Source organism: Natronosalvus caseinilyticus (genome assembly GCF_017357105.1).
GTDB lineage: Archaea > Halobacteriota > Halobacteria > Halobacteriales > Natrialbaceae > Natronosalvus > Natronosalvus caseinilyticus.
In genome coordinates, this window is sequence record NZ_CP071596.1 from 3,643,470 (window position 1) to 3,669,848 (window position 26,379).

Sequence of the window (26,379 nt, forward strand, 5' to 3'; positions counted from 1 at the left end):
CCCGTGAGCCACCGAGCCACGACGCGAGCGATCGAGAGACGGCTCTGTGACGAGCACGGAGGGGTTCTGCGGCGCCTCGAGGCGTGTGCGGACGCCGTCTCCCAGGCGTGGCCAGCCGAGACCGTCACCGAACGAGCGGCCGTCGTCGACCCCCTGCGAGCCGAACTCGAGGCGTCTGGACTCCTGCAGGCCTTTCCGCCGCTCCTCGATGACCTGGTCGAATCGGCGGGGTACGCCCTGCCCGCACGACCGGTTGCGGCCCCGCCGTACGTCGTCGTGACGAGTCGCGGTCCGTTGCTCCGGGCGACCGTCGAGCCGGGACGACTCGTCGTTCGCCTCGACGTCTTTGGTCTCGAGCGCGAGCGTGAGTACGAGTATGAGTGCGAGTGTGAGTGTGAATGCGAGTGCGAACACGAACGAGATTCGGGGCCGGCGTACCGTCGGCTCGAGTCCGTCTCCGTGGCTGTCGAACTGCATTGATCGCGGTGGTCGCTCAGATCGCCGAGTCCGTCACGAAAGCCGGGCAACCGCTACGAGACTGGCTGGGCGATACCTATTAAACCCGTGCGTGTGAGTCTCAGGCTAATGCATCCGCGTGCAGCGACCTTCGTCGCACAGGCTCGAGAGGAGTACGGGTTCGATCCGGCCGTCGAGGAGTTTCCGGAAGGGACGAAGACGGCTGCCGACGCCGCCGAAGCCGTCGGCTGCGACGTCGCTCAGATCGCGAGTTCGCTGGCGTTCGACGCCGACGGCGACCTCGTGGTGGCGGTCACGAGCGGCGCGAATCGGGTCGACGAAGGTGCACTGGCCGAGGCCGTCGGCGTCACGCCCGAGACCGTCGAGATGGCCGATCCGGAGCGAATCAAGTCCCGGCTGGGCTGGTCGATCGGCGGCGTCCCACCGTTCTGTCACGACCGGCCCGTCCCAATGTACCTCGACGAAACGCTGCTCGAGTTCGAGACGGTCTGGGCGGCGGCCGGAACGCCTACAGCGGTGTTTCCGATCGATCCGACGGAACTCGAGAACCTGACGAACGCCCAGGTTGTCTCGGTGGTCGAGTGAATCGCGTTCGTTCTCACGCAGGCCCGTCTCGTCTAGTGGTGTTCCAAGCCAGACCTGATGAGAGAAACCAGGAGTTGTCGTCCGGTTCTTCTCAGCGGTCGACGTTTGGAAGCGTATTATTCGTCCAGTAACATCGGGTGATCGACGGGGGCGCGCGTCACCAGTCCATCGGCAGCGAGTCGCAGTGAGGAACCGTCCGGCGCAGACTCAATCGAGACCCGTTCTAATAATCTACCCCCGTGTTTCTGCCACGAGTTATTAATATTGGCCGTCGATATAATAACACTTTTATCGACGTGACCGCTGGTGGAGGTATGGAACTGACACGCCGACGTGTACTGGGTCGTGGTGCGACGGCTCTCGGTATCGGTGCGTTTGCAGGGTGTCTGAGCGAACCCGGGGACGAGACCGACGGCAGTGGGTCCGACGACGTCACCGGATATGCCGCCTTCTTCCCGCTCTGGGACTGGACGAACGAGGTGGTTGGCGAGGTGGGATCGTTCGAGGACCCCGTCGACGCCGGCCAGTTGGGTCACGGCTGGAGCCCCGAGGGCGATCTAGTTCGAACCGTCGCCGAAACCGACGCGTTCGTCTACTTTGACTCGCCCGAATTCACCTGGGCACAGGACATCGCCGCCCAACTCGAGGCGGAAGCGGACGGAACCGACGTGGCGGTCATAGACGCGCTCGCGGGCGTTTCTGAAGAACAGTTTCTGTCGTTTTCGGGTGATGATCACGGTCACGACCACGACGACCACGACGACCACGACGACCACGACGATCACGGCGACGCCGACCACGAAAATGACAGTCACGATGATCACGACGATCACGACGATCACGACCACGAGGGCGAGGGTGACCACGACGGAGAATCGCACTCCGTCGAGACCGTCGAACTACACACCTCCTCGGGCGAGGTAACCGCCAACTGGCACGGCGACCACTGGGACGGCGGCATTCCATCCGTTCCAGTCGACGGATCGATCACACTCGAGGTGGCACTCGAAGCCGACGGCGAGGAGCTATCGCTCGAGGACGACGAATCCGCCCACCTCGAGGCCCGAGTCCCCGACGACGCGTCGACGGACGTCCTCGAGCTCCACGTGGACGGCCAGACCGTCGAACTACGCGGACGCGAGGAAGGACACACGCGCCTCGTCTTCGAACTCCGACGAGAGAGCGAACCCGTCTGGGACTCGAGCGCCGACCCGCTCCGCGTCGAGGTCGCCGCCGACGCCGGGTCCGGGATGACCGCCTTCCACGACCCGCACGTCTGGCTCGACCCCGTGCTCGCCGCGGACGTCGTTCACGCCATCGCCGACGGACTCGCTGAGGTTGCACCCGACGACGCGGACACCTTCGAGGCCAACGGCGAGGCATACGCCGAACGCCTCGCCGAGGTCGACGAGCAGTTTCGGGCGCTCGTCGACGAGGCCGACCTCGAGGTCGCCGTCCTCGCCGGCCACGACTCGTTCCGGTACCTCGAGCGCCGGTACGGCTTCGAACTCCACTCGCCGGTCGGCGTCTCACCCGAGGAGTCCCCGAGCCCTGGCGAGATCGCCGAGACGATCGAACTCGTCGACGAACGCGGTATCGACACGATCCTCTACGATCCGTTCGAGGTTCCCGAGGGCGAGGTCCCGCCGCTCGCCGAGACCATCGTCGAGGACAGTCAGGCGACCGAGACGGCGCCGCTGACGCCCGTTGGAGGCACGATGGCCGTGTGGAACGAACGCGGCTGGGGCTGGGTCGAACAGATGGAGGACCTGAACCTGCCGTCGCTCCGGGCGGCCCTCAAAGCCGAGTGATGTCCCTCGAACACCAGCACAAAAGTGCAAGAACTAACTCCCTCGCGGGCGGAGAGTCGACAGTGACTTCCGCGGTCGACGTTCGCGACGTGTCGTTCGCCTACGGCGAGACGCCGGTCGTGAAAGACGTCTCGCTGACTATCGAGGAAGGCGAGTTCCTTGGATTGATCGGCCCCAACGGCTCCGGCAAGACGACACTCTTGCACCTGATGCTCGGCCTCCTCGAGCCCGACAGCGGTTCGATCGACCTCTTCGGCGAACCGGTCGATCAGTTCGCCGACGGCGAGCGTATCGGCTACGTCTCCCAGCAGTCGACCGAACAGGGCGGTTCGATGCCCGTCACGGTTCGCGAGGCGGTGACCATGGGACGGTTCGCCCACGCGGGCCACGCGCGGCTGACCGAGGAGGATCGCGCGATCGTCGAGGACGCCCTCGACACCGTCGGTATCACCGACATCGCGGACCGGCGCGTCACCCAGTTATCGGGCGGCCAGCGCCAGCGGGCGTTCATCGCCCGTGCGCTCGCGAGCGAGGCGGATTTGCTCGCGCTGGACGAACCCACCGTTGGCGTCGACGCCGAGTCCCGGGACGCGTTCTACCAGTTGCTCGAGTCGCTCAACGAGTTGGGGATCACGATCATCCTCATCGAGCACGACATCGGCGTCGTCACGGACCGCGCCTCGAGAATCGCCTGCATCAACACGGAACTGTACCACCACGGCGACACGGAATCGTTCGTCGAGAGCGACGCGCTCGCCGAGGCCTACGGGGCGACGGGACAGATCGTCCACCACGATCACTGAGATGACCGAAGGGACAGACACCACCAGGGCGGCCGAACCGGTCTCGAGTCACGACTCCGGCCTGCGATACGGCCTCGAGGTCGCCGGCCTCGCCGTCACCGGCCTCGTCGCCACCGTCATGATTGGCTTCGTCGTCCTCTACTGGCTTCGAGCGCATCCGCTGGCGGCCGGCGCCTACGAGCAGTTCATGATCGCCGGCCAGTGGCTCGACTACTACCTCGGGACGAACGTCTTCAAGTGGTCGTTCATGTGGCAACAGATGGCCACCGGCGTTCTGATTGGCGTCGTCGGCCCACTCATCGGGAGCTTCCTCGTCCACCGGGAGATGGCGCTGATCGGCGAGACGCTCGCACACACGGCCTTCGCCGGCGTTGCCATCGGCTTCGCTGCCGGCTCGTTGGTCGGCTGGGCCGGCTCGCCGATGTACGCGGCGCTCGTCGTCGCGATTCTGGGCGCACTGGGCGTCCAGTGGCTCTCCGAACGGACGAACGCCTACGGCGACGTCCCCATTGCGATCATGCTGACGGGCAGTTTCGCCGTCGGCACCCTGATCGTGAGTGTGGGGCGTGGGCAACGCGGCATCAGCATCGAAGACTACCTCTTCGGCGACCTCTCGATCGTCACGGCCTCGAGCGCCCGGATGATGGCCGTCCTCAGCGTCGCGGTCGTCGCGGTCGTCGCGTACACCTACAAACAGTTGCTGTTCATCACGTTCGACGAGCAGGCCGCCCGCGTCGCGCGACTCAACGTCACCGCCTACAACACCCTCCTGATCGTGATGACCGCGGTTGTGGTCGTCGGCTCGATGCAGGTGCTGGGCGTCATCCTCGTCGCCGGAATGCTCGTGATTCCCGTGGCGGCCGCCTCGCAGATCGCCCGCGGATTCCGGGAAACGATGGTCCTCTCGGTCCTGTTCGGACAGCTCTCGATCGCCGGCGGGTTCGTCCTGGCTATCTCGCAGGGACTCCCCTCCGGCGGCTCGATCATCGTCGTCGCCATCGCCATCTACCTGCTGACGATCGCGCTCTCGAGTCGGTCGTTCACGGCGATTTCGACCCACTAACCCCTTCCGGCGAATCCCACCCGCAGGGAACGGCCCCACGTTTAACTCCCTTCCCGGGGAACAGTACATTCGATGGGAAGGTTACGCGATCTATTCGCACCCGAAACCGTTGCCGTCGTCGGCGCGACCGACCGCGAGGGCGCCGTCGGACGGGCGATTCTCGAGAATCTGCAGGCTGACTTTCGGGGCGACGTCGTCCCCGTCAACCCCAACCGGGAGTCCGTGCTGGGCCTCGAGAGTTACCCGGATGTCGCGAGCGCACCGCCGGTCGACCTGTCGGTGATCGTCGTCCCGCCGTCGATCGTCCTCGAGACGATCGAGGAGAGCGCCGCGGCAGGCGTCGAGAACGTCGTCGTCATCACCGCCGGGTTTGCCGAGACCGGTGGCGAGGGAGCCGCTCGCGAGCGCGAGTTGCGCGACCTCGCCGCGTCGTACGACCTGAATCTGGTCGGCCCCAACAGTCTGGGGATTATGAACACACAGACCGGGATGAACGCCACGTTCGGCCCCGAGAACGCCATCGAGGGCTCGGTGTCGTTCATGAGCCAGTCGGGCGCGTTCATCACCGCCGTCCTCGACTGGGCGAACGAACAGGGGATCGGCTTCCGGGACGTCGTCTCGCTCGGCAACAAGTCGGTACTCGACGAGACCGACTTCGTCCGTGAGTGGGGCGACGACCCCGAGACGGACGTCGTCATCGGCTACCTCGAGGGGATCGACCACGGCGACGAGTTCCTCGAGGTCGCCCGCGAGGTGAGCGACGACACGCCGATCGTGCTCGTAAAGTCGGGCCGGACTAGCGCAGGCGCACAGGCCGCCTCCTCGCACACGGGCGCCATCGCCGGCAGCGAGGCCGCCTACGAGACCGGCCTCGAACAGGCGGGCGTCCTCCGGGCGCGGTCGGTCCAGGAACTCTTCGACTGGGCACGGGCGCTCTCGGGGCTGCCGACGCCCGCAACCGACGGCGTCGCCGTCGTCACGAACGCCGGCGGGCCGGGCGTGCTCACCACCGACGCCGTCGGCGACTCGACGCTGTCAATGGCCGGCTTCGCCGACGAGACGATCGACCGACTGACCGAGACGATGCCCGACGAAGCGAACGTCTACAACCCGATCGACGTCATCGGTGACGCCGACGTCGAGCGGTTCGAGACGGCGCTCGATATCGCCCTCTCGGATCCCAACGTCGGCAGCGCCGTCGTCGTCAGCGCCCCGACAGCCGTGCTCCCGTACGACGAACTGAGCGAAGTCGTGATCGAGAAGCGAAACGAGCACGAGAAACCCATCGTCACGAGCCTGATGGGCGGCAGTCGATCGCGCGAGGCGGAAGCCGTCCTCCGGGAGGCCGGCATCCCCAACTACTTCGACCCCGCCCGAGCCGTCTCGGGGCTCGACGCCCTCGAGCGCTACCGCTCGATTCGCGAGGCGACGACCGACGAACCCGCGACCTTCGACGTCGACCGCGAGCGGGCCCGCGAGATCCTCGAGACCGCCCGCGACCGGTCGGACAACCGCCTCGGCGTCGAAGCGATGGAGCTACTCGAGGCCTACGGCATTCCGACCCCGACGGGCGAGATCGTCGACGATCCGGCGGACGCGCGAACGGTCGCCGAGTCGATCGACGGCGACGTCGTCCTCAAGATCGTCAGCCCGGACATCAGCCACAAATCCGACATCGGCGGCGTTCGTGTAGGAGTGGCAGACGACGAGGTCTACGACGCCTACGAGGACGTCGTCGCGAAGGCGCGAAACTACCAGCCCGGCGCGACGATCATCGGCGTCCAAGTCCAGGAGATGCTCGACCTCGAGGCCTCGACCGAGACCATCATCGGGATGAATCGGGACCCGCAGTTCGGTCCCCTACTCCTGTTCGGCCTGGGCGGCATCTTCGTCGAAATCCTCGAGGACACCTCACTTCGGGTCGCCCCGATCGGCGAGAGCGAAGCCCGAGAGATGGTCGATGAGATCAAGGCAGCGCCGCTCCTGCGCGGCGCTCGGGGGCGTGACCCAGCAGACGTCGACGCCGTCGTGGAGTCGATCCAGCGCCTCTCACAGCTGGTGACCGACTTCCCGGCGATCCTCGAACTCGACGTGAACCCCCTCGTCGCCGGATCCGACGGCGTGCAGGCGATCGACCTCAGACTGACCGTTGACACGGAGGAGCTATGACCGACTCAGATACGGAAACCGAAACCAAAACCGACACCGACACCACTGCGAACGCACCGACGAACGATACCCGACCGATCCTGGTCGCCTCCCTCGAGGAGAGCACGGGCAAGACGGCGATCACGCTCGCACTGGCGAACCACGCCGCGGAAGCCGGCGACGACGTCGGCTACATGAAACCCAAGGGAACCCGACTCCAGAGCAACGTCGGCAAGACCATCGACACCGATCCGATGCTCGCGCGCGAAATCCTCGGTCTCGACGCCGAGATGCACGACCTCGAGCCCGTGGTCTACTCGCCGACGTTCATCGAACAGGCGATTCGGGGACGGGAACACCCGGAGGAACTTCGCGAGCGCGTCTCGGAGGCCTACGACGCCCTCGCGGCGGATCGCGACCGAATGTACCTCGAGGGCGCCGGGCGACTCGAGCAGGGCGCCATCGTGGACCTGACCGACGCGGACGTCGCGTCGCTGGTCGACGCGCGCGTGCTGGTGATCGCCCCCTACGAGACCCCGGGGGACGTCGACGACGTGCTGGCGGCGGCGGAGGCGTTCGGCGACCAGTTCGACGGCGTCCTCTTCAACGCCGTCGCCGACTCCGTCCGGGACCAACTCGAGTCCGACGTCGCACCCTTCCTCGAGGGGCGGGGCGTACCAGTCCACGGCGTCCTGCCACGCGACCAGACGCTGGCCGGCGTCACCGTCGAGGACCTGGCCGACGAACTCGGCGGGCGGGTACTGTCCGAGAACGGCCTCGACGAGTACGTCGAGCGCTTCTCCGTCGGCGCGATGGGTGCCGACAGCGCACTCAGACACTTCCGGCGGACCAAAAACGCCGCCGTCATCACGGGTGGCGACCGCGCGGACATCCACTCCGCGGCGCTCGAGGCACCGGGCGTGAAATGTCTCATCCTGACCGGCGGTCACCGCCCGTCCGGGGCGATCCTCGGCCAGGCCGCCGAAAAGGGCGTCCCCGTCCTGCTGATCCAGTCGGACACGCTCACGACCGTCGAGCGGGCCGAGGAGATCGTCCGGAGCGGCCGCACCCGCGACGCGACGACCGTCGAGCGCATGCAGGCGCTTCTCGCCGACCACGCCGACCTCGAGTCGCTTCGCTGAGCGGTCGGAAGCGAGGCTCGAGACCCCGTGTACGAGTGGATCGAACGCGACCGCTCTGGCGATGATCGCGTCGGGCAAAAGGTAGCACCACGGCGCGTCCCTCGGGCACAGGGACCCGCCGCAATCGCCGGTTGTCAGAGGCACTCCGGCACTCATTATATTACGTAGCCAGCGGTAAACCCTCACTCGTCGCCCTGGTGCCCAGCTTGCGATTACTAGTATTTAATAATTTTCGTGGTTTAAATACTCACGTCGCTTCGACCGGGTTCGACTCGAGGTTGGTCGCCCGCGGAAGGGTCCCACTCGAGCCGCCGGACCGGTACGGTTAAGTGTCCAACAACTGCCTTCACGTGTATGAGTGGACGACCGCTAGACGTCCTCGAAGCGTCACTCGGCGACCGGGTCAGCGTTCGGCTCAAGAGCGGCGAGGAGTACGTCGGCGATCTCGCCGGCTACGACCAGCACATGAATCTCGTCCTCGAGGACGTCTCAGTCTCCCAGGAAACGGACCCGACCGACGAGCCGTCGGTCCAAGACACAACCATTATACGCGGCGATAACGTCGTTTCGATCACTCCATGACTGGCGCAGGAACCCCGAGCCAAGGAAAGAAGAACAAGACGACGCACGTCAAATGTCGGCGCTGCGGTGAGAAATCCTACCACGTCAAGAAGAGCGTCTGCTCGTCGTGTGGCTTCGGCAAATCGGCCAAACGCCGCTCGTACGCCTGGCAGGGCAAAACCGGCGACAACTGACGGGAGATAATCTGACGACTCTTCACGTATCGATTCGGTGATCGCGCCACTTCTCGTCTGTCGATCATCGGTTGCATTCCGTCCTCGATAGCCACGCTTCACCAACCGGCCCCGACTCACTCCTCGAGCAACCGCTTCAGCCGGTCGAGTTCGGTGAGCGCCTCCACGGGGGTCAGGTGGGCCAGGTCGAGCGCCCGGAGCTCGGCCGCGACGTCGCTCGGGTCGTCGCCGCCGTCTGAACTTACGGTCGGCGCGGGAGTCGGCTCGACGTCGCTCGAGGTGGTGGAGGTGGTATAGCCCGCATCACCGTCGCCACCGTCAACCAGCGCGCGAGCACGCTCGACGACCGTGTCGGGAACGCCCGCCGCCGTCGCCACCTCGACGCCGTACGAGCCAGCGGCCGCGCCGGGAGCAATCTCGTGGTCGAAGATGACGTCGCCGCCCTCCTGGGTCGTCTCGAAGTGACGAGTGAACGCGCCCTCGAGTTCGTTGGACAGTTCGGTCAAGGGGTGGTGGTGGGTCGCAAAGAGCGTCAGCGCCCCGATTTCGTCGTGGAGGTGTTCGGTGATCGCACGGGCGATGGCGAGGCCGTCACTCGTCGAGGTGCCACGGCCGACCTCGTCGAGGAGGACGAGCGACCGCTCGTCGGCCTCCCGGAGGATCGTCGCGAGTTCGTCCATCTCGACCATGAACGTCGAGCGCCCGCCCGCGATGTCGTCGCTGGCGCCGACTCGAGTGAAGATGCGCTCGACCGGCGTGAGCGTCGCGCCTCGAGCGGGTACGAAACTCCCCACCTGCGCCAGCAGGACGATTTGAGCCACTTGGCGCATGTACGTCGACTTTCCGGACATGTTGGGCCCCGTGATGATCGCCAGCCGATTCTCGGCGTCGAAGCGCCCGTCGTTCGGGACGAACGACTCCTGGGTTCGTTCGACGACGGGGTGACGGCCGGCCTCGATTTCGATGCGGGAGGCGTCTCCATCGCTGTCGCCCCCAGACTCCAGCACCTCGGGCCGACAGTAATCGTACTCGGCGGCGACGGTCGCCAGCGAACACAGCGCGTCGAGCGCCCCGAGGGCGTCGGCGAGCGTCTGGACGCGCTCGACTTCCACGCCCACGTCGCGACGAATCCGACAGAACAGGTCGTACTCGCGCTGGTCGGCCCGACTCTCCGCGCCAACGATCTCGTCCTCACGTTCCTTCAACTCGGGCGTGACGAAGCGCTCGGAGCGCTTGAGCGTCTGTCGGCGCTGGTAGTCTTCCGGGACGGCCTCGAGGTTCGGGTTCGTCACCTCAATGTAGTAGCCGTGGACGGAGTTGTAGCCCACTTTGAGCGAGTCGACGCCCGTCCGCTCGCGTTCGCGGTCCTCGAGGTCGTCGATCCACTGCTTGCCGTCCCTGGCCGTCTCCCGGAGGGTATCGAGGCGGTCGTCGTAGCCGTCGGCGACGATTCCGCCTTCCGTAATCTCGTGGGGCGGGTCGGTGACAATCGCCCGGTCGATCAGCCGACGGACGTCCTCGAGCGGGTCGAGCGCCTCGCGGATCCGTTCCAGTCGGCCTGCCTCGGCGTCCTCGAGCGCCTCCCGAATCTCGGGGACCACGGCGAGGGTGTCGCGCAACGAGCGCAGGTCACGCGCGTTGGCTCGCTCCCGGGAAATGCGCCCGATGAGCCGCTCGAGGTCGTATACGCCCGTCAGCGCGCCCTGGATCGCCTCTCGCGTGCGAGGGTCTCGGGAGAGTTCCTCGACGGCGTCGAGGCGGTCGTCGATCCGCTCGGCCTCGAGCAGCGGTCGCCGGAGCCAGTCCCTGAGTTTGCGGCCGCCGAGGGCGCTCGCCGTCTGGTCGAGGACGCCGACGAGGGTGGCCTCCTCGCGGCCGTGGACGCCCCGCGGTTCGAAGAGTTCGAGGCTTCGGACGGCGACGGCGTCGAGGAGCAGGTACTCGCGGGGGTCGTACCGGCGGAGTCGCGAGAGGTACTCGAGGCGCGGGCGGTCTGGTTCGCCGGATTCGTCGCTTTCGTCGTCTTCGCCTTCGTCTCCGTGTTCGTTTTCGTCTTCCTGGTGCTCGTGCTCGTCCGGTTCGCCGTCGTCCGTCTCGCCAGGGTCGTTCTCGTCCGCGTTCTCGACCTCGTCCACAGCACCCTCGACGCCCCCGCGAACGTACTCGGCATAGGCGAGCACGGCGCCGCAGGCGCGAACCTCCGCGTCGCTCGCGACGAGCGCCTCCGCTCGAGCGACGTACGTCTCGAGAAGGTCCGTGGCGCGCTCGAGGTCGAACGCCTCGGGGTCGAACGGCGTGACCATACACCGCTCCGGGAGGATCTCGTCTGGGGCGTTCGGGCCGAGGACCGCCTCGGCGGGAGTGAAGCGGCTAATCTCGTCGGCGATTCGTTCGGCGTCGCTGGCGCTGGTGGTCAGGAAGTCGCCGGTCGAGACGTCAAGGAGGGCGAGGGCGACGTCTGTGTTGTCGTTGGCGTCCGGGTTCGGGTTCACGGAACCGTCGCCTACGGCGACCGCCGCCACGAAGTTGTTGTCGTCGCTCGAGAGCAGTTCGTCCTCCGTGAGCGTTCCGGGCGTAATCACCCGGGTTACCGCCCGTTCGACGACGCCCGCCGACTCGCCCGGTTCCTCGACCTGGTCGGCGATGGCGACCCGGTAGCCGGCCTCGAGCAGGTCCTCGACGTAGGTGGCGGCATTGTCGACCGGAATCCCGGTCATCGGGTACTCGCCGGTCGAGTCCTCGCGGCTGGTGAGGGTGAGCTCGAGCAGCCGCGCGGTCGTCTCGGCGGCGCCGCCGAAGGTCTCGTAGAAGTCGCCGACCTGGAAGAGGACGATGGCGTCGTCGTACCGGGCACAGAGGTTGTGGTACTGGGCCATCATCGGCGTGAGTTCCGCGCGCCGCTCGGACATCGATTCGGGGGGACCAAGCGCGGAGTCCATACTCGATAGCGGCGCCCGCACGCAAAAATACCTGCTGGGTTGGCTCCAGATTAGTACCGGTCGCTAAACGCCATAGAGAAGTACCGGCAGTCGATTTAATGACCCTAGAACTTGCTTCGAAAAGATGCGGTCTGATTACGAAGAGTAATCAATATGGTTAAATGTAAATCCAAAGTATCGGTACTATGAACAGACGATGTTTTCTTACTGGTACCGCTGTATCCGGGTTGGCCTGCAGTGCATTGGGATGCCTCGAATTCACCAAGTCTGAAATTCCCGTAGCGATTGGAGTGATTAATAACAGAGAGGGAATGCAAACCGTCGAAATTGAAATTGCACGAAAGGATTCCACGGTTTTCGAACAGACCACAGAGGTCAACCCCTCGAGTAGAGATACTGACGATGGGAAGTCATACTGGCCGGTTGCGATTATTCACGAGTTGGTCAAAGAAGACGTCGAGTATCAACTATCGGTCGATACGAACAGTGGGGACTCGACGTCAAAGTATGTCACGGCTGAGTGTACCAAAGACGGGGAAATCCACGGATGGACGATTCGGCTTCAATCTGGGGGTGGGCTACTAGTTCACGATGATTGTATAGACGGAGATCTATTGCCCATAAGATGATTTTTGCGTTTCGGACGGTTATGAGGGTTTTTCGAAGTACAGATGGACGTGTCGTCGACAGCCCGGGTTGAACGGCGCGTCACAGTGTGGGCAGGTGTGCTCGCACTCGAGGTACTCGGGAGCCGTCATGATCGACCCACAGGCGCCGCAGTAGACCGCAGGCTCGTCGAACCGGTCGCGCGGCCACGGGACCGCCTCGTGGTCCGCCACGGCCTCGTGACATCGGTAGCACGCGAAGAAGTCTTCACAGCAGCCGAATCGGAGGGCGACGACGTCGCGGTCGCTCCGGTAGTGGGCACAGCGGGTTTCGGCGTCGAGGTCGACGCCTCGAACGAGTACGTCGCGGTCGGAGTCACTCACGCTCGAGACGTCGAGTTCTGGAAAGGAGAGTGTTGCGTCGGCGGGGGTTCGAGGGGACCGACAGTTGCAGGGCTCGAGGCTACCGGGAGGACACGACGGTATCGGCAGGACACCAGACTCGTGGGGCGTCCGCTCAGTCGAACGCGACCGTGTCGCCGCGCCGGAACCGGTCGAGGCGCTGGTAGCCCTGGATCGCCCCATCCGAATCGAGGGTGAGTTCGTACCGCCCCAGGATGTCCTGGGTGTCGGGCACTGCTCGTCGCTCGACCACGTCGACGACGGCCACCCAGCCCTCGTCGGTCGGCGAGATCTCGCTGATCGTGTCGAGGGGATGGCCGATGATCGAATCGGCGGCACGTTCGATCCGTCGTCGGATCGCGAGGAATCCCTCGAGCTGGTCGTCGTCCGTTTCGGCCTCGAGGTCGACGTCGTCGGTGTCGACCGCCTCCGGATCAGTGGTTTCCTGTTGGTTCATCTGTGAGTCCTCACTGGTATCGCCGGTTTCGTCGGTTTCGTCGGTTTCGTCGGTTTCGTCGGTTTCGTCGGCGTCCTCCGAAGTCGATCCCTCCGCAGCCGATTCGTCGGCGTTCTCGCTCGCCTCCTCCTCGTCGACCGTCTCGTCGTCCGGCCCGTGCTGGTGGCAAAATCCATCCTCCTGGGCGGGCCGCGAGCACTGCTCTCCGGAGGACGTGATCGCCTTACACTGGTCGGTCGACGCGGATTCTGCTTCGGCCATAGGTTTTCTTTCGTCGTCGAGCGAGTTAGTGGTTGGTGTCCGTTGGGTAGTGGGTGTGTCGATCAGATGACGTCCGCGACGCGGTCCTCGAGGGTGGCGAGGTCCGCCCCATCCTCGCGACCGGCGAACTTCGGCGCCAGGACGTCGGTGAAGACCGTCACGAGCACCTCGTCGTCGATGGCATCGTCGTTCCCGGAACCGAAGACCGCGAGCCCCTTCGCCGCCGTGATGGCGACGCGGGTCCCGACGACCACGTCGAGTTCGTCGCGAAGCGCTCGCGTCGCGTCGACGACCTGCTCGATCTGGTCGTCCGGTAAGTCGACGTGCGCGGCGACGATCTCGCGCTCGGTCTCGGCGTCGTAGTAGTCGACGTGGACGCCGACCATTCGATCCAGGAGGGCGTCCTGCGGTTCGTGGACGCCCGCGTACTCGGCCGTATTCGAGGTGAGGATCGCCCGAAACTCCGGGTGGACGTCGATCTTTCGATCGTCGCCGCGCTTCTCGGGCCGCTCGAGGACGCCTTCCTCGAAGACCGACAGCAGGACGTTGTGCGCGAGCGGGTCGCTCCGGGAGAACTCGTTGTAGACGAGCGTTGCACCCTCGCGGGCGGCGACCGAGAGCGGGTTGTCGACCCACCGCTCGCGCACGACCTCGGTCCGTTTGTGGACGCCGCTGACGTACTGGTCGTCCTCGACGTAGCTCTCGCCACCGGCGTGCTCGCCGACGAGCGTACCCGTGTCGACCGCCTGATCGCCGTCGATCCAGACGACCGGGCGGCCGCGTTCGGCCGCCGCCGAGAGCGCCAGCGCGGTCTTCCCGCAACCGGTTGGCCCGACGACGTGGACCGGCTGGTCGGCCTCGAGCCACTGCCCGATGCGGGTCGTGAGGTCCTCGACGGCGTCCGTCGAGACGAACGGCTCCGGTGCTGCCGATTGCGGGGAGCGAAGGACGTCGGTGCTGGCGTCGGCTGTGCCGGTGGCACCGCTCCCGTTACCGTTTTCCTTCGCTGCCCGACGACGCTGTTTCTCTGCTTTCCGTCGCTCCTTGACGGACCGGTCGCTTCTGATCTTCCGTCCGCGAACCTTTCGCTTGCGTCCGGAGTCCGAGCCCATTCGTGGTGATCACTCGGCCGCCGACTTCGGCGACGATTCAGGTCGCTGCTCGATCTCGAGTTCCTCGAGGTCCTCGAGGTCACCTTCGGAACTCGCTCGTTCTATTTTCGATATTTCCTCCGCATAATGGAGGAACGTGTCGACCGAGGCGACGACGACGCGGGCCTCGACGGTCAGGAGTTCGATCCCGACGACCGAGACGCGAGCCCAGATGTCGATGACGACACCCTTGTCGAGGATTCGGTCGAGTACTTCGGCGAGACTTGAGGAGTCGGGTCTGCGTTGTGGTGCTGCCATACAGCCAGACTAGGAACGGGAACGGGGTTCACGGCTTGCACTGCAACTGCAAGCCTATTCGTCGAACTCGATACGCGTCTCCACCCGCCAATTTGAGCCGAATCGTCGCGACCGATGACCGGTGAATCGCCTGCAAACCGAGTCCCTGTTCGCTTACCGAGCTCACCCCGCCCACTCGAGCAACCGCGCGTAGACTGGATCGGACTCGAGCGCCGCTGGATCACCGACCAGTACGAGTGCCCGTTTGGGTCGGGTGAGTGCGACGTTGATCCGCCGATAGTCCTCGAAGATCGGCCCCTCGAGGTCGCCGGTCGCCGTAAACGAGATGACGATCACCTCCTCGCTCGAGCCCTGGAATCGGTCGACGGTGTCGACCGTAACGTCGCTCGGGACCGCGTTCGAGATGGTCGCGACCTGTGCCCGGAAGGGCGCGATGACGCCGATTTGGCTTCGGTCGAGTCCCGCTCGCTCGTACGTCTCGATCAACTCGGCGATTCGTTCGGCCTCGACGACGTCCGTGTATTGTTCGTTGTCGCCCTCGACCGGGACGAACGCGACGGGGTCGCGGAGGGATTCGGGGAGAGCGTCGCGGGAGACGCCCTCGAGGTCGCCGAGCGTTCGACCCGCCACCTCGGGCGTCGCCGGACGCAGTTCCCCGTCGTAGAACTCCCGCGAGGCGAACGACTGGATGCGCTGGTTCATCCGGTACTGGCGACCGAGCATCACGCCGGCGTCGGGGTGGAGGTCGACGAGGCGTTCGAACAGCGAGGTCGAGAGGTCGTTCTCCGCACGCACGACCGGCGGGAGTTGCTCGTGGTCGCCGACGAGCACGAACCGGTCGGCGAGTTCGATGGCGGCGTACGTCCCCGGCTCGGTGAGCTGGGCCGCCTCGTCGACCAGCGCTACGTCGAACGACTGCTCGGCCATGATCCGGGAACCGCACGAGGCCGTCGTCGCCGCGACCACCTGCGCGCCCTGGAGTTCCTCGAGGCGCTCTTCGGGGTCGCCCGACCGCTCGAGGCGGTAGCGCTGCATGTCCTCGCGGACGCCGCTCTCGCTGCCGACCCGGACGACGGCGTCGGCGTCGATGCCCGCCTCGCCGAACGATTCGAGCACGGCCTCGAGTGCGTTGTCCACGGCGCGGTTGGTAAAGGCCGACAGGAGGACGCGCTCGCCGCGCTCGACCATCTCGGTAATCGCGCGAGCGATGGTGTAGGTCTTCCCGGTCCCTGGCGGGCCGTGGATCAGCGCGCAGTCCCGGGCGCCGACGGCCTTCCGCACCGCCTCGTCCTGTGCGGCGTTGTTGTCGACGAACGTCTCCTCGAGATCGTCGAACTCCGGTTCGACGCGACCGAAGAGGACGTCCTTTCGCCGCTGGTCGCCCTTCAGCAGGGCGTCGTGCAGGGCCGTCAGCAGTCGATCGGTCGTGAGTTCGGAGGGGTAGATGTCCAGCCGAGTCACCTCGACGGGTTCGTCGGCGGTCAGGACGACCTCCTCGTCCAGCCGTTCGATGCGGGCGAGTTCGGCCTCCCCGCGAACGGGGTGGCCGTCGCTCGCGAGCACCAGGTCGCCCTCGCGGATCTTCGAGGTCGCCGGGGAGCGCTGGCGTGCGCGTAACTCCCAGCGCCCGCCCTCGAGTTCACGCATGCCGTCGAACTCGAGGTCGATGATCGCCCGGTCGTCGTCGGCGCGTTCCTCGGCGGTCTGTTCCCAGAGTTTGGCGTACTCTCGGTGGACCTCGCGACGTTCCTCCTCGATGGCTCGGTAGAAGCGATCGAAGTGCTCGAGTTCCTCGTCGGGGAGTGCCTGGCCGATGGACCCGGCCTTCGACTCCTGGTCGAGTCGTCCCGAGACGACCATACAGGTGTCGCGCTCGAAGCAGTACTCACACTTCGCGTCCGCTTCCTTTCCGGTCGGGATCGACCCCGACATCTCCATCGCCGCGATCTCGTTTCGCAGGCGGACGACGTACTTCAGCAGACCTGCCCCCATCGAGAAGTCCTTCGCGGGCGTGAGGTCGCCGGTCTCCTCGTCGCGCTCGAGCGCGGAGTTCTTGGTGTAGAGCAGGGTTCCGGTATCGACGGGGTCGCCGTGTTCCTCGAGCAGGAGCGCGTAGCAGGCCGCCTGGACCTTGTCTTTGAACCGGGGTTCCTTCCGGAGGTTCTTCCCGGTCTTGAGTTCGACGGGTGCCCCCCGGCGGATGGCGTCGGCCCGTCCGCGGATGCCGAAGGTTTCGCTGATGAGTAACTGCTCGGACCGCCACTCGTTTGCTTCGGGCGCGAACGACCGAGACGAGCTGTCGGCAGTAACCGCCCCGTCTTCGGCGGCAGCGGCCGCCCCGTCTTCGGCGGCAGCGGCCACCCCGTCTTCGGCGGCAGTAGCCGCCCCACCCCCACCCGTAAGCCGCCCCTGCTCGAGCCACCCCTCGATGGCCGCGGCATTCTTCCGGACGTCCTCTTCGACCGTTTTGCGCGATTCGCCGAGCAAGCCCAACTCGAGCCCCCGGTCGTCGATTCGCTCGTCGATGGCAGCCTCGAGGTCGCGACCCCGGAGCAGATCGCCGAACACCTCGTGGACGATGGTCCCCTTGACCACCGGGTAGTTGAGTGGCACGCCCGAGAGCTTGTTCAGGTAGTACAGGCGCGGGCACTCGACCCAGTTTCGAATAGCCGTCACGTTCACGAGGAAGCTCGGTTCGACGACGACGTAGGATTCCCCCGTCGTCGAGTACTGCGTCTCGCCCTGGTACTCGCGCTCCTCGGCGTTCGTGACCAGCAGTTCCATCCCCGGATCGAGGCGTTCGGCGGATTCGGTCCACTTGCCCCAGCAGGTGACTGTGACCGTGGCCGTGGCCGTGGCCGTCTCCGTGTCCGTGTCCGATTCCAATTCTCGAACCGCTGCACCCGCGCCGTTCGCTGCACCCGAACCCGTCGCCTCGCTCTCGAGCGACTCCACGCGAACGGGTACCTCCACGAGTTCGCTCTCGCCGTAACTCGTCGACACCGTTCGGATCGACACCTCGCCGGCGACGGTTCCGCGTACGTTCACGGGTATTCTGACGGACCCGAGAGGGAAAAACGCTATCGGTCGCTCTCGCGTCGCTCCCGTGATCGTTTCCACCCTGGAAACACCGTATTACCGGAGTAGTTGCCCACAGAAGGCCGTAACGGTAGAACGGGCTTTTGTCTATCCTCGCCGTCCGACGAGACCGTGAGACAGTCGAATCGACGAGCGCCCACCCCGCTCGAGATCATGGCCGATCGCCACACCGAATCGACCGGGAGCCATCGAACCATGGAGCGCGACCCGCGCGACGAGTCGACCCAGATCGCGAACGAAGAGCGGCGGAAACAGACGCCGATTCTCAGCGCGATCATCGCCGGACTTGGCCTCTGGATCGCGTTTTCGGGACTTCTCCTCGACGCGAGGGCGACGTCGACCGCGGTCACGAACAACCTCCTCGTCGGGCTGGTCATCGCACTCACGGCCGGTTACAATTACTATCGCATCCGACACGACGTCCCGCTGAGCCCGGTCGTCGCCTCACTGGTCGCCATCCTCGGCCTCTGGCTGATCGTCGCGGCTCCCGCCCTCGGAATGGTCGGCGCGCTGTTCTGGAGTACGTTCGCCGCCGGCCTCCTCGTCGTCGGTCTCTCGGGCTGGACCGTCTACACGGCTCGAGACGCGCGAACCGTGACCGGGGATGTGCGGTCGCGATTCTGAGTTCGAGTCACGGCTCGAGGGAGACTCATTCGAGTTCGAGTTCGACTTCGAGTCGCCGCCGTCGATGGGTGGCCTCGAGAAAGCCAGCGGCGACGGCGGCGAACGCGCCCATGACGATTGCGAAGCCGATAACGGGGAGGAGCGGTCCGTCGGTGAACACCCCGATCGCGAGCTGGGCGAGCGCGAGGACCACCGGTGCGACGACGACGAGTGCGGTTTCGACGGGCGCGGTTCGAAACAGTTCCGTCAACGGGAATGTATCGGTTGCGGGCATGCGAAATCCGTTCTTACCGGAATCCGGAACGGGGGTTTCGTAGCTCTTGTGGTTCTCGAGCGATCTCGAAACCGATCACGAGACGGCGGTTCAATCCCACATTTGTCTGGAAACGTCGCCTTACGCAGCGGACGGGGCGCGTGTCGCCCCGACCGATACGTATTTTCTTCCCGACGCGTATCCTCGAGTATGCGGATTCGTGACTGGCAGGACGTGCTCGAGGACGTCGTCGAACGGGACGTCGACCCCGAGGGGTGGCGCGCGGTCGCCGGCGACCGCGCTCGAGGGGTCGGCGAAGATATGTACCTCGCCCACCCCCGAGTCGGACTGCTCGTCCTGAAGACCTATGCGAAAAATCCCTACGAGGTCAGGGGCGTCGGAAGCCGGGTCGCCCGGCGACTGGACGACGAGATCGGCTCGTTTCTCCCCGACGAGGAGACGCCCAGCCGGTTCGCCGTCCAGTCCCCGCCGGAGGACGAGGACCACGCCCAGTCGGTCGCCAGACGCCTCGAGACCGTCGTCCAGACCCACGCCGACGCGCCCACGCGTCCCCAGGACTTCTTCGACGACGTGATGGGCGCCCTCGAGAGCCCCGCGTTCGGGCCGATGGCCTACGACCAGGACGACCGCCCCGACGAACTCGAGGGGTTATCAGACGAGTTCGAAGACGCCGAGAAGTTGCTGGATTCCGAACTCGAGGACCTGATCGAAGAGGACGCGGTGGATCGTGGGTTCATGTAGCGAGCGTCGTCGTCATCTTCCACGTGAACGCTTGGCGAATACGCTCGAGGAGAACGCCTAACGAGAATAATCGACGAGACCACTCGACGAGATCGAGGCCGACCGTCAATCGGTCGTCACGGTCTCCTCCGGCCCGCCGTCGACAGGCGCGTCGGCCCACGCCCCGTCCGCGAGGTCGATCGCACCGGTCCACTTGCCGACGACCGACGAGACCGCGAGGTCGCCGGTAACGTTGTTCGTCGTCGCGATCCGACCGAGGATCGGATCGACGCCCGCGACGAAGCCGACGATCTCGAGGGGCAAGCCGAGCGCGTTCAGGATGACGGTGAGCATAATGAGCCCGGCCCCGGGGACGCCGGCCGTCCCGATGCTGATCAGGATCACCGTAAAGAGGACGAGCACCTGCTCGCCTAATCCCAGCGAGATGCCGACCATGTTCGCGGCAAAGACGGCCGTTACCGCCTGCCGGATCGCCGCGCCGTCCATGTTGATCGTCGCCCCGAGTGGCAACCCGAAGCCGTAGACTGACTCGTCGATTCGCAGGTTCTCCTCGGCGTCCGTGATCGTGACGGGCAAGGTGGCGGTCGAGGAACGGGTGGTGAACGCCATCAGCATGGCGTCTTTCGCCCCATTGAGGAAGTCCAGCGGCGACTGCCCGAGGATCCCCATCGTCATCACGCCGAGGTAGGTGACGGTCATGTGGATCACGATACCCACCGCGATGACGCCCACGAGCGCGCCGAGTTGCACGATCGCACCGAGTCCCTCGGTCCCGATCGACGCAGCCATCAGTGCGAAGACGCCGACGACGCCGTACTCGAGGACGCCCCAGATGATCTTGAACAGCGCCTGCGTTCCGGCCTCGACGAACGCGAAGAAGCCGCCGATTGCCCCCTCGACGGACTCGTCGGTCGTGGCCTCGCGGACCGACGTCAGCGCGAGCCCGAAGACGATCACGAAGAAGATCGTCGCGAGGATGTCGCCTTCCACCATCGCCCCGAGCGGGTTCTCCGGGACGATCCCCAGCAGAACCTCCGTGACTGTCGGCGGCTCGGCCTCTCGAGCCTCGCCGCCGGTGAACTCCACGGCGGTGCCGGGGTCGAACAGGTTCGCGACCGCGAGGCCGATGACGGCCGCGACAGTCGTCGTCGCGATGTAGAGCCCGACCGTGAGCCCGCCGACCTTGCCCAGCCGAGACGGCGTCAGCTTGCGGATCCCGCCGAGCAGCGTGAAGACGATAATCGGGATGATGAGCATCTCGAGGAGGCGCAAGAAGAGGTCCCCCAGCGGGCTGAGAACGCCCGCCTGCTCCCCGACGACGGCGCCGAGGGCGGTTCCGAGGACGAACGCGACGGCGATGCGGTAGATGAGTGGGACGGATCGATACCTGCTCCACAGGCGCCGGTGGAGCGGCGCGCGAATCTGGCTCATTGGTTCCGCTTCTAGCTGAGGCCATCAATCGGTGTCGCTGTCGGTGAGATTCTCCGCCACCTGTGACGGTGAACGCCACGGGAGCCTACTACCGCGGTTCACTCCACTGCACAAAGAGTCACTCACTACTACGCGTAAAAAACCCTTGAGCGTTACGGTATTTTTGAACGGCACCGTCACACCTTGTACCCCTCGGATTCGATGGATACACGGATAACACGATGCACACACTGTTTCCCACCCGCCTCGAGACGGACCGACTGATTTTCGAACGAATCAGCCACGAAACCGTCGACCCGTTCGAGCTGTACGCGTTCGTGAGTCGAGACAACTGGCAGACCGATGCGACCGAACACATGCCGTGGTTCCGGCTCCAGCGGCTCGACCAGGTCGCCGTGTTCGTCGACCGGGCCGAACAGCAGTGGGCTGACCGCGAGCGGGCGCGGTACCTCCTTCGCTCGAACGACGAAGGGGGCGACATCGTCGGGACCACGGCCTACAAACCCGAGTGGGACACTCGCCGCGCCGGATCGGACATCGTTCTCGCACCGGCGTACTGGGGCCGCGAGTACGGCCTCGAGCGGGCATCCGCGTTCGTCGAGTTGACGTTCGAGCGGTACGACCTCGAGGCGTTTTACACGACCTGCGCTGCCGATAACGAGCCGTCCCGACGGATGATCGAGAAGTACGTCGAGAAGTACGGTGGCCGCCACGAGGGGCTACTGCGCCAGCACTCGCCACGGTCGGACGGGACGGTGACTGACCAGCATCGATACACCATCGTGCGAGCGGAGTACGAGGAGGCGACAATGGAACTCGAGACGCTCGACTTCGACGTCGAGTGGGGTTTTCCACCGTATCGTGGCAGTTCTAGCCAATAATACAATAAACATACTATAATACTGCAGAAAATATGGTAATTGTCTACCTGCGTTCGAACGACGTTCCGTCTGACCGTGGGGCCGCGGGGCGGCGAGGCCGTGGCGGTTGCAAGCCCAACGGCCTTTTGGGCGAATCGACAATCACGAACTGGTGAAGCCTATGTCCGAAGAGACAGATCACGGCCGAGACGTCGAACTGGCCAAAGAGGATCCCGAGGCGGACGAGGACGAAGAACTCACCGAGGAAGAAAAAGAGGCGCGTCGCCGCCGAGCCGAGGAAGAGCGAAAGGAGGACATCGAGCACGGATCGACCGAACGCGAGAACGAGGCGCTCGAGCAGGAGAACCCCGACAATCACCGGGACGAGCCGCCGTACAACAGCTAGGGCGTCCCGGTCGTCGACCGAACCCCTCCGTTCGGGAAGGCCGTTTCGCTCAAGCGCTTCAGCGGAGTCCGCCTCGAATACCGGTTCTCGAACGCTGGAACGGACCGAAAAGCGGGTACGAGTTCTTGTACGCCTGACTCGCTACACTCGCCCATAGCGGTACCTCTTTTAGGCATCCACGCCACGCCTCGAGTATGACCACGCTCGGGCTGGTGATCGCCCAGTTCAATCGCCCGATCACCGAACGGATGGAGGACGCCGCCCTCGAAGCCGCCGAGGCCGCCGAGGCCGACGTGTACGACGTGGTGTCGGTCCCCGGCGTCTACGACGCGCCGCTGGCCGCCGACCGACTCGCGCGTCTCGACGCCGTCGATGCCGTCGTCGTGATCGGGACGGTCATCACCGGCGACACCGACCACGACCAGGTGATCACCGACGCCGCCGCCGGCCGCCTGGCCGACGTCAGCCTCGAGCGTGACACCCCGGTAACCCTCGGAGTGACGGGCCCCGGAATGTCAGCCGCGGAGGCTCGAGAGCGCGTCCAAAATGCCGCGAAGGCCGTCGATGGCGCGATCGACCTCGTCGAGGAACTGCCGGAACCGGAATCAGACCGCGAACCAGTCGACTGACACCGCCTCACAGCCAGACCCACCACAGCCAAACCCACTTCAGCCATGACCATGGAATTCACCGACCGCGTTGCCCGAGTCGAACCGTCCGCAACCCTCACCATCTCCGCACTCGCCACCGAACTCGAGGCCGACGGCGTCGACGTCGTCGACCTGAGCGTCGGCGAACCGGACTTTCCGACGCCCGAAAACGTCGTCCAGGCCGGCAAGGACGCGATGGACGCCGGCCACACCGGCTACACGACGCCCGCGGGCCACCTCGAGCTTCGCGAGGCGATCTCGGAGAAACTCGCCGTCGACGGCCTCGACCACGGCCCGGACGAGATTATCGTCACGCCCGGCGCGAAGCAATCGCTCTACGAAATCGTCCAGACCCTCGTTCAGAGCGGGGACGAGGTCGTCCTCCTCGACCCCGCCTGGGTCTCCTACGAGGCGATGGTCGAGATGGCTGGCGGCTCCCTCTCGCGAGTCGACCTCTCACCGTACGACTTCCAGCTCGAGCCCGCCCTCGACGACCTCGCCGAGGCCGTTTCGGACGACACCGACCTGCTGATCGTCAACTCGCCGTCGAACCCCACGGGCGCTGTCTACTCCGACGCCGCCCTTGAGGGCGTTCGCGACCTGGCCGTCGAACACGACGTCACGGTCATCTCCGACGAGATTTACAAGGAGATTACCTACGGCGTCGAGCCCACGAGCCTGGGGACGCTCGAGGGGATGGCCGACCGAACGATTACGGTCAACGGCTTCTCGAAGGCCTACTCGATGACCGGCTGGCGGCTGGGGTACTTCGCCGGGCCGAAAGACCTGATCGACCAGGCCGGCAAACTCCACAGCCACTCGGTATCCTCGGCGACGAACTTCGTCCAGTACGCCGGGATCGAGGCCCTCGAGAACACCGACGACGCCGTGACCCAGATGGTCGAGGCGTTCGAGGACCGACGCGACCTGGTCGTCGACTTGCTCGAGGAGCACGACGTCGACGTGGCCGTTCCGGACGGCGCATTCTACATGATGCTCCCCGTCGACGACGACGATCAGGCCTGGTGTGAGGGCGCCATCGAGGATGCCCACGTGGCGACCGTCCCCGGCAGCGCCTTCGGAACGCCCGGGTACGCCCGCATCTCCTACGCGGCGAGCGAGGAGCGACTCGAGGAGGGAATCGAGCGGCTGGCGGCCGAAAACTACCTCTGACCGGCCTCGAGACGTACCTTCCGCCACGTTTTTCATCCCCACACCTAGTTTTATTGATATTGTCTCCGTAGCGAGAATATGGCTCTCGAGAATCGTCGATCGCTGACAGCCGCACAGATCGCTGGCATCTACGCGGTCGTGAGCGGGCTGTGGGTCGTGCTCACCGATCGGATCCTCGAGGCCATCTTTCCAACGATCGCGGCCATGGCCGTCGCACAGACGGCGAAAGGGCTCGTCTTCATCCTCGCCTCGACGGCCATCATCTACACTCTCGTCGCCCGGAGTCGACGCGAACTCGAGGAGACGAACCGGCGCCTCGACCTCGCGCTTCGACACTCGAGCGTGCTCCACCGCGTGCTCAGGCACAACCTTCGGAACACCTGCAACGTGATCCAGGGGACCGCCGAGACGCTCCACGATCGAACCGAGGACGTCGACGAATCCCTCGATATCATCGAGGACGAAGCCGAACGGCTGGTTTCGATCGGCGACAAATCGCGATCGCTGGAGTCGGTGATCGGAACGGGCCCACACGCTCGAACGGAGGTCGATCTGGCGGGGATCGTCGAGGAGTACGCCGAGATCTACCGCAAACGGTACCCGGATGTCCGAATCGAAACGGACGTTCCGGGGACCGCCCGTCTCGAGGCACACCCGAAGGTCGAACTCGCCGTCGACGAATTGCTCGAGAACGCCATCGTCCACCACGGATCCGACGAGCCGACGGTGCGACTCGCGGTCGAGCGGTCCGCGGACGGGCACGTCGCCTTCGAGGTCGTCGACGACGGGGTTGGCATCCCAGCGGCCGAACGCGAGGCACTCGAGACGGCCATCGAGGATCAACTCGTCCACGCCAGCGGCGTCGGCCTCTGGTTGGCCCAGATCCTCGTCCTCGAGTCGGGCGGGACGTTCGAGGTCGGCAGCGCTGGCGCCGGTGGGACGACCGTGCGTGCCGTGTTCTGACTGGTTTTGGCCCCAGTTCACGCCCATCGGCCCGAACTCGAGCAGAGGCAAGAACTCGAGCGCTTTGGACCTGACTCGAGTCGTCGCTCAAATCCCCTAAACCGAACCCTGTAAGCCGAATCCCGTTACCCCCGACGCCGAAGAATTCGCTCGACGATCAATCGCGTCGACAACAGTTCGTCGTCGTACTTCGACTCTCGCCCCGACGCACGCTCGACCGTACAATCGATGCCGCGGGACTCGAGTTCGGCTTCGATCGCCCCGGGGTCGTGGTGCTGGTCGTGACCCAGCGCGATCACGTCGGGGTCGAGTTCCTCGATCGGCCGGAAGATGTCCTCGCGATCACCCAGGATGGCCTCGTCGACCACCTCGAGAGCGGCGACCAGCTCCCGGCGCTGCCGGGCGGCACAGATCGGCGCCTCCTTGTGATCGACGTTCGTCGGCCGGGCGACGATGACGACGAGTTCGTCGCCCATCGCTCTGGCCTGCTCGAGGTAGTGGACGTGACCGGGGTGAAGGAGGTCGAAGGTTCCCTGCGCGACGACGAGTGTCCCGTCGGATCGATCCTCTCGTCCCCGGATTCGTGCCGTTCGGTCGGTGTCTCGCGTGTCCGTCATGGTAGTCTCTCACCGTCAGTCGCGTTCCTGCCGTCACTGCTCGTCGCGTCCGCTGCGCTTGTGTCGCTCGCTTTGCTTGCCGTACTCCCCGCGCTCGTATCGCTCGTATCACTCGCTTCGTTCGCGTCGCTCATCCGCGCAACTCCTCGTCGATGTCCGCTTGCGTGAAGTCGAAAAACGACTCGCTGTCGGGTAACTCGACGTCGATGACCTCGAGGTGCGTCCGCCGTCCCTGCGAGTCGAACGCCTTCCAGTCGTTCCGGCGGTAGGGCGCGCCGATGATGACGTGCACGCTGCCCCGGCCGAACGTCTCGAGGTCGGCCTGGCTCGGCCGGATCACGCCATTCGGGTGGGAGTGGACGCTGCCGAGGGCCTTCACGTCGTTCGGGATTGAACTGGTCTGAACGGTCGCGCTCACGCTGTTGGACTCGGTTCCGGGGATTATCAGCACGTCGGTGATGACCAGCCCCTCTCGATCGAGTCCCAGTTCCGCGGCTTCGGTTCCTCGAAGAAAGCCCATGTACTCGTCGGGGTGGGCAGCCTCAGAGGATTCGAGGGCGAACTCGAGAGTTTCCTCGGCGATGCCGAGAATCTCGCTCGAGCGAAAGAGCGCGTCCAGCAGACCCATGCCTCTACGTCCGGTCCTGACGTTGCTAAACGTTCCGGAAGCCGACGCCCGGGGGT

At 65.4% G+C, this 26,379-nt stretch carries 26 protein-coding genes; 16 read left to right on the top strand and 10 right to left on the bottom strand.

What is annotated here, in order from left to right; all coding sequences use genetic code 11:
- The first annotated feature begins 3 nt into the window (after positions 1-3).
- The 9 genes from J1N60_RS17680 to J1N60_RS17720 all read left to right on the top strand — a co-directional run bounded on the left by J1N60_RS17680 (position 4) and on the right by J1N60_RS17720 (position 8,784).
- Entirely contained in the window at positions 4-480 is a 477-nt protein-coding gene (locus J1N60_RS17680) for a DUF7988 family protein (protein WP_312909268.1), read from the top strand.
- Between the two features lie 105 nt (positions 481-585).
- Positions 586-1,062, top strand: coding sequence for a YbaK/EbsC family protein (locus tag J1N60_RS17685; RefSeq protein WP_312909269.1), 477 nt, complete (start codon positions 586-588; stop codon positions 1,060-1,062).
- Between the two features lie 314 nt (positions 1,063-1,376).
- Entirely contained in the window at positions 1,377-2,873 is a 1,497-nt protein-coding gene (locus J1N60_RS17690) for a metal ABC transporter substrate-binding protein (RefSeq protein ID WP_312909270.1), read from the top strand.
- 62 nt (positions 2,874-2,935) lie between these two features.
- Positions 2,936-3,676 (top strand): metal ABC transporter ATP-binding protein, encoded by a 741-nt coding sequence (locus tag J1N60_RS17695; protein WP_312909271.1) that lies wholly within the window; start codon positions 2,936-2,938, stop codon positions 3,674-3,676.
- A gap of 1 nt (position 3,677) precedes the next feature.
- Positions 3,678-4,739, top strand: coding sequence for a metal ABC transporter permease (locus J1N60_RS17700; RefSeq protein WP_312909272.1), 1,062 nt, complete (start codon positions 3,678-3,680; stop codon positions 4,737-4,739).
- A gap of 72 nt (positions 4,740-4,811) precedes the next feature.
- On the top strand, positions 4,812-6,908 hold the full coding sequence (locus tag J1N60_RS17705) for an acetate--CoA ligase family protein (RefSeq protein WP_312909273.1): 2,097 nt from the start codon (positions 4,812-4,814) through the stop codon (positions 6,906-6,908).
- Positions 6,905-8,029 carry a phosphotransacetylase family protein gene (locus tag J1N60_RS17710; RefSeq protein ID WP_312909274.1) on the top strand — a complete coding sequence of 375 codons (1,125 nt, stop codon included), beginning with the start codon at positions 6,905-6,907 and terminating at the stop codon, positions 8,027-8,029. The genes J1N60_RS17705 and J1N60_RS17710 overlap by 4 nt, the downstream gene beginning before the upstream one ends.
- A 354-nt stretch (positions 8,030-8,383) precedes the next feature.
- A complete protein-coding gene (locus J1N60_RS17715; RefSeq protein WP_312909275.1) occupies positions 8,384-8,611 on the top strand; it encodes an LSM domain-containing protein in 228 nt (75 codons plus the stop codon).
- Positions 8,608-8,784 (top strand): 50S ribosomal protein L37e, encoded by a 177-nt coding sequence (locus J1N60_RS17720; RefSeq protein ID WP_253437512.1) that lies wholly within the window; start codon positions 8,608-8,610, stop codon positions 8,782-8,784. Before J1N60_RS17715 ends, J1N60_RS17720 begins: the two co-directional genes overlap by 4 nt.
- A 116-nt stretch (positions 8,785-8,900) precedes the next feature.
- Here J1N60_RS17720 and mutS read toward each other — a convergent pair whose 3' ends face one another.
- The 6 genes from mutS to J1N60_RS17750 all read right to left on the bottom strand — a co-directional run bounded on the left by mutS (position 8,901) and on the right by J1N60_RS17750 (position 17,905).
- Entirely contained in the window at positions 8,901-11,723 is a 2,823-nt protein-coding gene (gene mutS, locus J1N60_RS17725; protein WP_312909276.1) for a DNA mismatch repair protein MutS, read from the bottom strand.
- 647 nt (positions 11,724-12,370) lie between these two features.
- Positions 12,371-12,712 (bottom strand): CHY zinc finger protein, encoded by a 342-nt coding sequence (locus J1N60_RS17730; protein ID WP_312909277.1) that lies wholly within the window; start codon positions 12,710-12,712, stop codon positions 12,371-12,373.
- 133 nt (positions 12,713-12,845) lie between these two features.
- Entirely contained in the window at positions 12,846-13,448 is a 603-nt protein-coding gene (gene gvpO, locus J1N60_RS17735; protein ID WP_312909278.1) for a gas vesicle protein GvpO, halophile-type, read from the bottom strand.
- A gap of 62 nt (positions 13,449-13,510) precedes the next feature.
- Positions 13,511-14,560 (bottom strand): gas vesicle protein GvpN, encoded by a 1,050-nt coding sequence (gene gvpN, locus J1N60_RS17740; RefSeq protein WP_312909279.1) that lies wholly within the window; start codon positions 14,558-14,560, stop codon positions 13,511-13,513.
- Positions 14,561-14,569: 9 nt separating this feature from the next.
- Positions 14,570-14,857 (bottom strand): gas vesicle protein GvpA, encoded by a 288-nt coding sequence (gene gvpA, locus J1N60_RS17745; RefSeq protein WP_312909280.1) that lies wholly within the window; start codon positions 14,855-14,857, stop codon positions 14,570-14,572.
- Positions 14,858-15,019: 162 nt separating this feature from the next.
- Positions 15,020-17,905 carry an AAA domain-containing protein gene (locus J1N60_RS17750; protein ID WP_312909281.1) on the bottom strand — a complete coding sequence of 962 codons (2,886 nt, stop codon included), beginning with the start codon at positions 17,903-17,905 and terminating at the stop codon, positions 15,020-15,022.
- Between the two features lie 162 nt (positions 17,906-18,067).
- Here J1N60_RS17750 and J1N60_RS17755 point away from each other — a divergent pair, with 162 nt between their 5' ends.
- Entirely contained in the window at positions 18,068-18,580 is a 513-nt protein-coding gene (locus J1N60_RS17755) for an SPW repeat domain-containing protein (protein WP_312909282.1), read from the top strand.
- 25 nt (positions 18,581-18,605) lie between these two features.
- Here J1N60_RS17755 and J1N60_RS17760 read toward each other — a convergent pair whose 3' ends face one another.
- Positions 18,606-18,854 (bottom strand): hypothetical protein, encoded by a 249-nt coding sequence (locus tag J1N60_RS17760; RefSeq protein ID WP_312909283.1) that lies wholly within the window; start codon positions 18,852-18,854, stop codon positions 18,606-18,608.
- A 189-nt stretch (positions 18,855-19,043) separates the two neighbouring features.
- Here J1N60_RS17760 and J1N60_RS17765 point away from each other — a divergent pair, with 189 nt between their 5' ends.
- Positions 19,044-19,595, top strand: coding sequence for a hypothetical protein (locus J1N60_RS17765; protein ID WP_312909284.1), 552 nt, complete (start codon positions 19,044-19,046; stop codon positions 19,593-19,595).
- Between the two features lie 105 nt (positions 19,596-19,700).
- Here J1N60_RS17765 and J1N60_RS17770 read toward each other — a convergent pair whose 3' ends face one another.
- Entirely contained in the window at positions 19,701-21,026 is a 1,326-nt protein-coding gene (locus J1N60_RS17770) for a dicarboxylate/amino acid:cation symporter (protein WP_312909285.1), read from the bottom strand.
- 221 nt (positions 21,027-21,247) lie between these two features.
- On the opposite strand from J1N60_RS17770, the gene J1N60_RS17775 reads away from it, so the two are divergent.
- From J1N60_RS17775 to J1N60_RS17795, 5 genes are all read left to right on the top strand, one after another.
- A complete protein-coding gene (locus tag J1N60_RS17775) occupies positions 21,248-21,907 on the top strand; it encodes a GNAT family N-acetyltransferase (protein WP_312909286.1) in 660 nt (219 codons plus the stop codon).
- Positions 21,908-22,067: 160 nt separating this feature from the next.
- A complete protein-coding gene (locus J1N60_RS17780) occupies positions 22,068-22,292 on the top strand; it encodes a hypothetical protein (protein ID WP_312909287.1) in 225 nt (74 codons plus the stop codon).
- A gap of 194 nt (positions 22,293-22,486) precedes the next feature.
- Positions 22,487-22,921, top strand: coding sequence for a 6,7-dimethyl-8-ribityllumazine synthase (gene ribH / locus J1N60_RS17785; protein WP_312909288.1), 435 nt, complete (start codon positions 22,487-22,489; stop codon positions 22,919-22,921).
- A gap of 45 nt (positions 22,922-22,966) precedes the next feature.
- Positions 22,967-24,115: a pyridoxal phosphate-dependent aminotransferase gene (locus J1N60_RS17790; RefSeq protein WP_312909289.1), complete on the top strand. Its 1,149-nt coding sequence runs from the start codon at positions 22,967-22,969 to the stop codon at positions 24,113-24,115.
- Positions 24,116-24,193: 78 nt separating this feature from the next.
- A complete protein-coding gene (locus tag J1N60_RS17795; RefSeq protein ID WP_312909290.1) occupies positions 24,194-25,078 on the top strand; it encodes a sensor histidine kinase in 885 nt (294 codons plus the stop codon).
- A gap of 125 nt (positions 25,079-25,203) precedes the next feature.
- On the opposite strand, the gene J1N60_RS17800 is transcribed toward J1N60_RS17795, so the two are convergent.
- A complete protein-coding gene (locus J1N60_RS17800) occupies positions 25,204-25,695 on the bottom strand; it encodes an FAD synthase family protein (RefSeq protein ID WP_312909291.1) in 492 nt (163 codons plus the stop codon).
- 130 nt (positions 25,696-25,825) lie between these two features.
- A complete protein-coding gene (locus J1N60_RS17805) occupies positions 25,826-26,323 on the bottom strand; it encodes a Mov34/MPN/PAD-1 family protein (RefSeq protein WP_312909292.1) in 498 nt (165 codons plus the stop codon).
- Between the last annotated feature and the right edge of the window lie 56 nt (positions 26,324-26,379).

Excerpts from the sequence above, each read along its gene's own strand:
- J1N60_RS17685 (WP_312909269.1), top strand. The coding sequence starts at position 586 with ATGCATCCGCGTGCAGCGACCTTCGTCGCACAGGCTCGAGAGGAGTAC.
- J1N60_RS17690 (WP_312909270.1), top strand. The coding sequence starts at position 1,377 with ATGGAACTGACACGCCGACGTGTACTGGGTCGTGGTGCGACGGCTCTC.
- J1N60_RS17700 (WP_312909272.1), top strand. The coding sequence starts at position 3,678 with ATGACCGAAGGGACAGACACCACCAGGGCGGCCGAACCGGTCTCGAGT.
- J1N60_RS17705 (WP_312909273.1), top strand. The coding sequence starts at position 4,812 with ATGGGAAGGTTACGCGATCTATTCGCACCCGAAACCGTTGCCGTCGTC.
- J1N60_RS17710 (WP_312909274.1), top strand. The coding sequence starts at position 6,905 with ATGACCGACTCAGATACGGAAACCGAAACCAAAACCGACACCGACACC.
- J1N60_RS17715 (WP_312909275.1), top strand. The coding sequence starts at position 8,384 with ATGAGTGGACGACCGCTAGACGTCCTCGAAGCGTCACTCGGCGACCGG.
- J1N60_RS17720 (WP_253437512.1), top strand. The coding sequence starts at position 8,608 with ATGACTGGCGCAGGAACCCCGAGCCAAGGAAAGAAGAACAAGACGACG.
- mutS (WP_312909276.1), bottom strand. The coding sequence starts at position 11,723 with ATGGACTCCGCGCTTGGTCCCCCCGAATCGATGTCCGAGCGGCGCGCG.
- gvpO (WP_312909278.1), bottom strand. The coding sequence starts at position 13,448 with ATGGCCGAAGCAGAATCCGCGTCGACCGACCAGTGTAAGGCGATCACG.
- gvpN (WP_312909279.1), bottom strand. The coding sequence starts at position 14,560 with ATGGGCTCGGACTCCGGACGCAAGCGAAAGGTTCGCGGACGGAAGATC.
- gvpA (WP_312909280.1), bottom strand. The coding sequence starts at position 14,857 with ATGGCAGCACCACAACGCAGACCCGACTCCTCAAGTCTCGCCGAAGTA.
- J1N60_RS17760 (WP_312909283.1), bottom strand. The coding sequence starts at position 18,854 with ATGCCCGCAACCGATACATTCCCGTTGACGGAACTGTTTCGAACCGCG.
- J1N60_RS17765 (WP_312909284.1), top strand. The coding sequence starts at position 19,044 with ATGCGGATTCGTGACTGGCAGGACGTGCTCGAGGACGTCGTCGAACGG.
- J1N60_RS17770 (WP_312909285.1), bottom strand. The coding sequence starts at position 21,026 with ATGAGCCAGATTCGCGCGCCGCTCCACCGGCGCCTGTGGAGCAGGTAT.
- J1N60_RS17775 (WP_312909286.1), top strand. The coding sequence starts at position 21,248 with ATGCACACACTGTTTCCCACCCGCCTCGAGACGGACCGACTGATTTTC.
- J1N60_RS17780 (WP_312909287.1), top strand. The coding sequence starts at position 22,068 with ATGTCCGAAGAGACAGATCACGGCCGAGACGTCGAACTGGCCAAAGAG.
- ribH (WP_312909288.1), top strand. The coding sequence starts at position 22,487 with ATGACCACGCTCGGGCTGGTGATCGCCCAGTTCAATCGCCCGATCACC.
- J1N60_RS17790 (WP_312909289.1), top strand. The coding sequence starts at position 22,967 with ATGACCATGGAATTCACCGACCGCGTTGCCCGAGTCGAACCGTCCGCA.
- J1N60_RS17795 (WP_312909290.1), top strand. The coding sequence starts at position 24,194 with ATGGCTCTCGAGAATCGTCGATCGCTGACAGCCGCACAGATCGCTGGC.
- J1N60_RS17800 (WP_312909291.1), bottom strand. The coding sequence starts at position 25,695 with ATGACGGACACGCGAGACACCGACCGAACGGCACGAATCCGGGGACGA.
- J1N60_RS17805 (WP_312909292.1), bottom strand. The coding sequence starts at position 26,323 with ATGGGTCTGCTGGACGCGCTCTTTCGCTCGAGCGAGATTCTCGGCATC.